General features: G+C 73.8%; 6 protein-coding genes. 5 read left to right on the top strand and 1 reads right to left on the bottom strand.

The window, feature by feature from the left end; translation table 11 throughout:
- From Mterra_RS17995 to Mterra_RS17980, 4 genes are all read left to right on the top strand, one after another.
- The coding region (locus tag Mterra_RS17995) for a heavy metal translocating P-type ATPase (RefSeq protein WP_476727201.1) at positions 1-2,205 on the top strand (2,205 nt) is incomplete at its 5' end.
- A 49-nt stretch (positions 2,206-2,254) separates the two neighbouring features.
- Positions 2,255-2,626: an ArsR/SmtB family transcription factor gene (locus tag Mterra_RS17990; protein WP_119316402.1), complete on the top strand. Its 372-nt coding sequence runs from the start codon at positions 2,255-2,257 to the stop codon at positions 2,624-2,626.
- Between the two features lie 34 nt (positions 2,627-2,660).
- Positions 2,661-3,320: a lysophospholipid acyltransferase family protein gene (locus Mterra_RS17985; RefSeq protein ID WP_119316401.1), complete on the top strand. Its 660-nt coding sequence runs from the start codon at positions 2,661-2,663 to the stop codon at positions 3,318-3,320.
- On the top strand, positions 3,317-4,366 hold the full coding sequence (locus Mterra_RS17980; RefSeq protein ID WP_119316400.1) for a glycosyltransferase family 2 protein: 1,050 nt from the start codon (positions 3,317-3,319) through the stop codon (positions 4,364-4,366). The genes Mterra_RS17985 and Mterra_RS17980 overlap by 4 nt, the downstream gene beginning before the upstream one ends.
- Before the next feature lie 27 nt (positions 4,367-4,393).
- On the opposite strand, the gene Mterra_RS17975 is transcribed toward Mterra_RS17980, so the two are convergent.
- Positions 4,394-4,678 carry a hypothetical protein gene (locus Mterra_RS17975; RefSeq protein ID WP_147372925.1) on the bottom strand — a complete coding sequence of 95 codons (285 nt, stop codon included), beginning with the start codon at positions 4,676-4,678 and terminating at the stop codon, positions 4,394-4,396.
- A 352-nt stretch (positions 4,679-5,030) separates the two neighbouring features.
- On the opposite strand from Mterra_RS17975, the gene Mterra_RS17970 reads away from it, so the two are divergent.
- A partial coding sequence (locus tag Mterra_RS17970; RefSeq protein ID WP_119316398.1) for a HAMP domain-containing protein occupies positions 5,031-6,030 on the top strand: 1,000 nt, incomplete at its 3' end.

The following is a 6,030-nucleotide window of genomic DNA, read 5'->3' as shown; positions in this document are numbered from 1 at the left end:
GTGCAGGACCCCGCCCCGGAGGCCCCCGAACTGTGCTACCTCGTCGAGGGCATGGACTGCGCCGACTGCGCCAACAAGATCGAGGCCCTGGTGAACCGCACCCCCGGAGCGTCTAACCCCCGCGTGGCCTTCACCACGCAGGTGCTGCGGCTCAACCTGGACGAGTCGGTCACGCCGAGGGAAAGCCTGGAGGCCAGGATACGCTCCCTGGGCTATAAGCCCACCCTGCGGGTCCCGGACGGTACCAAAAGCCATACCCACCCGGAAGAGGCCGCCCATCACCCTGACCGGGGTGAGGCTAGGGCCCAGGACGGCGAACACGTCCACGAGCTGGAGGACAAGCCCTGGCACGCCACCCGCCAAGGGCGCGAGGTGATCACTACCGGCGTATTGCTGGTGGCGGCCCTCGTCTTCGGCTTTATCGAGCCGCAGCTTTCACGCTGGGGCTACATCGCTGCCACCCTGATCGGGGTCTGGCCGCTGGCCCGCAAGGCCTGGGCCGGGGTGAGGCTGGGCAACCCCTTCAGCATCAACACCCTGGTCACCATCGCCGCCATCGGCGCGGTCGTGATCGACGAGGCCCCCGAGGCCGCGGTGGTGGTCTTCCTGTTCGCGGTGGGCGAACTGCTGGAAGGCATCGCTGCCGGAAGGGCCAGGGCAGGGATCAAAGCCCTAGCCGCCCTGGCCCCCAAGACCGCCTTCCTCCTCGAGGGGGAAGGGGAGGGCATCCGCACCCGCGAGGTCCCCGCCGGCAGCCTGAGGGCGGGCCAGGTGGTGCAGGTGCGCCCGGGCGGGCGGGTCCCCGCCGACGGCACCATCCTGAGCGGGTTCTCGGCCCTCGACGACTCGCCGGTGACTGGAGAGTCGGTGCCGGTCAGCAAAGGCCCCGGTGACAGCGTGTTTGCCGGCTCCATCAACGCCGACGGGGTGCTCGCCGTGCGGGTGGACAAGGACCCCTCCGACAACACCATTGCCCGCATCATCCACCTCGTCGAGGAGGCCCAGGGGTCCAAGGCCCCCACCGCCCGCTTCATCGACCGCTTCAGCCGCTACTACACCCCTGGGGTCCTGGCGATCGCGACCTTGATCGCGGTGGTTCCCCCCCTGTTCCTGGGCGGAGCCTGGCTCGAGTGGCTCTACAAGGCGCTGGCGCTGCTGCTCATCGGCTGCCCCTGCGCGCTGGTGCTCTCGGTGCCGGCGGCCATCACCTCGGCCATCGCGGCGGGGGCGCGGCGGGGCCTGCTGATCAAGGGGGGCGCGGTGCTGGAGACCCTCGCCCGCGTCCGCACCGTCGCCTTCGACAAGACCGGCACCCTGACCGCCGGCAAGCCCAGGGTGATCGATGTGGTTGCCCTGGAAGGCTCCGAGGCCGAACTGCTGGGCCTCGCCGCTGCGGTCGAACAGGGCTCCTCCCACCCCCTGGCCAAAGCCATCGTGGAGAAGGCCGACGAGGTGGGGGCCACGGCGCCCCCTTCCGGCGACCAGCAGGCCGTCCAGGGCAAGGGGGCACAAGCCATCGTGCAGGGCCGAACCCTGGTGGTCGGCTCGCCCAAGTACGCAGCCGAGCTCGCTCCCCTGGCCGCAGAGGTGGCCGGGCAGGTCGAGGCGATGGAGCTCCAGGGCAAGACCGTGGTGCTGCTCCTGGACCCTCCTGCCTTGCTGGGCTTTATCGCCATCCGTGATGAGCCCCGTCCCGACGCGCGGGAGGCCTTGAGCCAGCTCAAGCAGCTGGGCGTGGAGGGTGTGATGCTCACCGGCGACAACGCCCGCACGGCCGGGGCCGTCGCCGAGGGGCTGGGCCTGGAGGTGCGGGCCGAGCTGATGCCCGAAGACAAGCTCCGCGCCGTGGGCGAGCTGGGGCAGGGCCGCCCCGTGGCGATGGTGGGCGACGGCATCAACGACGCGCCCGCCCTGGCCCGGGCCGACGTGGGCATCGCCATGGGAGGGGGCGCCGACGTGGCCCTCGAGACCGCCGACGCCGCCGTGCTGGGGGGCTCGGTGCGGGGGGTGGCCGATCTGGTGCGGCTTTCGCGGGGCACGACGCGGGTCGTGGCGCAGAACATCGCCTTCGCGCTGGGCCTGAAGGCGGTGTTCCTCGCCACCACGCTGCTGGGCGTCACCGGGCTGTGGCCCGCCGTCCTGGCCGACACCGGCGCCACCGCGCTGGTCACGCTGAACTCGCTGCGGCTGCTGCGCTTCCGCTAGCCGGCCCGCGGCGTACGGACTGTGGCATACTCGAGGCGAGGTTGCCGTGATGCCGACCGCTTTAGACCGAGCCGCCGCCTGCGAGGAGCGGGGCGTCCACCCCGAGGCCCTCGAGAAGGCCCGCCGGGCCGTGCCCGACGAGGCGCGCGTGGCGCGCGCGAGCAGCCTGCTCAAGGCGGTGAGCGACCCCACCCGGCTGCGCATCCTGGCCGCGCTGGCCACCACCGAGCTGTGCGTGTGCGACCTCGCCGCCCTCACCGGCACCAGCGAGTCGGCGGTGAGCCACCAGCTGAGGCTGCTGCGGGAGGAGCGCCTGGTGGCCTTCCGCAAGGAGGGGCGCATGGCCTACTACCGGCTGATGGACCGCCACGTCACCGAGCTCATCCGCGGCGCGCTCGAGCACGCCCAGGAGCCCGCTTGAGCCGCCGGCCCTCCCGTCCCGGTAGTCTGGGGGCATGAGGGAAGACCGCCCCTTCGCCCGGGCCCTGCGCCCCGTGCTGCGCCGCATGGTCTACGCGAGCCTGCGGCGGCTGCGCGGGGTCTACCTGCGCGGCGAGCTGCCGGGGGGAGCCGTGGTGCTGGCGGCCAACCACCACAGCTTCTTCGACGGCTACCTCGCCTACGCCCTCCTCCAGGCCCACCGCCGCCCGGGCCGGGTCATGGTCGCGCGGGAGAACCTCGAGGCCTTCCCCCTCCTGCGCCTGCTGGGGGCCCTGGGCACCCACGAGCTGCGCGCGGCCCTGCGGGCGCTGCGGGAAGGGGAGAGCCTGGCCCTCTTCCCCGAGGGGGCGCTGCGCCCGCAGGGCGGGCTGGGTCCGCTGGAGCGGGGGGCCGCCTACTTCGCCGCGCGGGCCGGGGTGCCGCTGGTGCCCCTGGCCCTGCGGGTCTACGTGCGCGGGTGGGAGCACCCCGAGGCCTACGTGCTGCTGGGGCCGCCCGTCGAGCCCGCCACCGCCGCGCTCGAGGCCGGCCTCTCCCGCGCCCTCTCCGAGCTCGACGCCCTGCACGCCCGCACCCACCCCCGCGAGGCCCTGCCCGGCTTCCGGACCCTCCTGCGCGGCGCCCGCGGCGTGGACGAGCGCATGGCCCGCCTCAGCCGCCTCTTCCGCCCATGAGCTGGTTCTGGCAGGGGGTCTTGCTGCTGCTGGCGCTGCGCCTCCTGGTGGCGCTGCTCAACGCCTTCGCCTTCCCGGTGCTGCGCCCGGGGCGGCGCCCCGCCCCGCCCGCGGTCTCCCTGCTGGTCCCCGCGCGCGACGAGGCCGCCAACCTGCCCCACGCCCTGCCCGGCCTCCTGCGCCAGGGGGCGCTGGAGGTCGTGGTCCTCGACGACGAGTCCCGAGACGGCACCCCGGAGCTGGTCGAGGCCCTCGCCGCGCGGCACCCAAGCCTGCGCCTGGTGCGGGGCGAGCCGCTGCCCCCCGGCTGGGTGGGCAAGAACTGGGCCTGCCACCAGCTCGCCCGATCCGCCCGGGGCGAGGTGCTGGTCTTCACCGACGCCGACGTGCGCTGGGAGGAGGGGGCCTTGGCCGCCCTGCTCGAGCGCTACCGCGGCGGCCTGCTGTCGGCGATGCCGCGCCAGAGGGCGGGGGGCGTGCTCGAGGCCGCCGTGGTGCCCTTCGTGCTCGACGGCCTGCTCTCCTTCTTCCCCCACCCCCTGCTGCGCCTCCCCTTCGCCTGGGCGGGCGCGAGCAACGGCCAGGTGCTCGCCCTGCGCCGGGAGGACTACCTCGCCCTGGGCGGCCACGCCTCGGTGAGGGGGTCGCTGCTGGAGGACGTGGCCCTGGCCCGCCGCGCCAAGGCCCAGGGGATGAAGGTCGACCTGGTGCTGGGCGGGCCGCTGCTGTCGGTGCGGATGTACCGCGGCTACCTCGAGGCGGTGGAGGGCTTCGGCAAGAACTTCCTGCCCCTGCACGGCAGCCGCGCCGTGCTGCTGGCCTCGGCCTTCTACCACCTCGCCGCCTACACCCTCCCGTGGCTGCTGGGCCAGCCCTTGCTGGGGCTGGCGGGGGTGCTCGAGCGCCTGTTGGTCCAGGCCAAGGCCGGGGGCCCGCTGGCCTACGCCCTGCTCACCCCCCTGGCTCCCCTGCTGCTCCTGCCGGTGTACGCGCGGGCGCTGTGGGGGCCGCGGCGCTGGAAGGGGCGCGTCTACCGCGGCGCGTGAGGCGGCGCTGCGGGCCGCGCCCGCCGTTCAGGCGGCGTCGGCGGCCCGGCCCAGGGAGTAGGCGTCGTAGACGTTCCACGCCCACAGCGCCAGGAAGGCCGCCCCGAAGCAGGCCCCCACCGCCGCCGGCGGCCCGGCCGGCTGCGCGGGGAGGGGGCCGGGGGGGTACGCGGCCGCGGCCCCGGCGTACAGCGCCCCCAGCAGCAGCGCCCCCGCCATGACCAGCAGCCCGCGGGGGTAGTGGCCGGTGAAGAGCTGGCCGCCGCCCGGGACCAGCGCCGAGAGCGCCGCGGCCAGGCTCGAGCGGCTCACGCACACCTCCCCATCTGCCCGGCCGCCGAGGCCCCCGGTGAGGGGCCCGCCGGGCAGCTCGAGGCTAGCGCCCGGGCGCAACGGCGGCGCAACGGCGGGCCCCCCGGGCCCTACTCAGCTGCCAATCAGCTTGGTGTGGATCAAATATTCGATAATGAGAGGTTATCCGCAAACCGTCGTCTACAGCGGAGGGTCGGCCGGCTGAGCCCCGGCGCTGGTCCGGAGGGGCTCGAGCCGGGGCCGCAGGTCGGGGTGGTTCGGGCGGCGCGCGAACCACCCCGTTTCAGGGCGCAGACCGGCGCGGGCGACCGCGGGGGGTTTCGGCACGGAGGTTATGCAGGGGGTATCGGGTATGGAAGAGGCCGTTACGGGGACCACGGATCACGTCGAGGGCGTCGAGGCGGGGGGGCGGGCGTACGCGGGCCCTGCGCCCGACCTGAGGATCCTGTTGCGCGGGCTGCAGGCGGTTCGGGACGGCGACTTCTCGGTGCGGCTGCCGGGCGACTGGACCGGGCTCGAGGGCAAGCTCGCCGACGCCTTCAACGACATCGTCGCCGCCAACCAGAAGATGGCGCTCGAGCTCAGCCGGGTCGGGCAGGTGGTGGGCAAGGAGGGTAAGGTCCGCGAGCGGGCCCGCTTCGACCAGTCGCGCGGGGCCTGGGGCCAGATGGAGGCCTCGATCAACATGCTCATCGAGGACCTGCTGCGCCCGACCGCCGAGGTCACGCGGGCCATCGCCGCCGTGGCGCAGGGCGACCTCACCCAGACCGTGCGGCTCGACGTGGAGGGGCGGCCGCTGGAGGGGGAGTTCCTGCGCTCGGCGACCATCGTCAACACCATGATCGAGCGGCTGGGGGTGTTCACCTCCGAGGTCACGCGCGTGGCGCGGGAGGTGGGCACCGACGGCAAGCTCGGCGGCCAGGCCCAGGTGGGCGGGGTGAGCGGGGTGTGGAAGGACCTCACCGAGAGCGTGAACTCCATGGCCTCCAACCTCACCGCGCAGGTGCGCAACATCGCCGAGGTGACCATCGCCGTCGCCAGCGGCGACCTCTCCCGCAAGATCACGGTGGACGTGCGCGGCGAGATCCTGCAGCTCAAGGAGGCCATCAACACCATGGTGGACCAGCTCCGCTCCTTCGCCTCCGAGGTGACGCGCGTCGCCCGCGAGGTGGGCACGGAGGGGAAGCTGGGCGGCCAGGCAATCGTGCCGGGGGTGGCGGGGACGTGGAAGGACCTGACCGACAACGTCAACCTGCTGGCCGCCAACCTCACGACCCAGGTGCGCAACATCGCGGAGGTCACGACCGCCGTGGCCCGCGGCGACCTCTCCCGCAAGATCACGGTGGACGTGA

Source organism: Calidithermus terrae (assembly GCF_003574345.1).
GTDB lineage: Bacteria > Deinococcota > Deinococci > Deinococcales > Thermaceae > Calidithermus > Calidithermus chliarophilus.
Note: the sequence above shows the minus strand (reverse complement) of the source record. Positions and strands in the feature narration are given on the sequence as shown.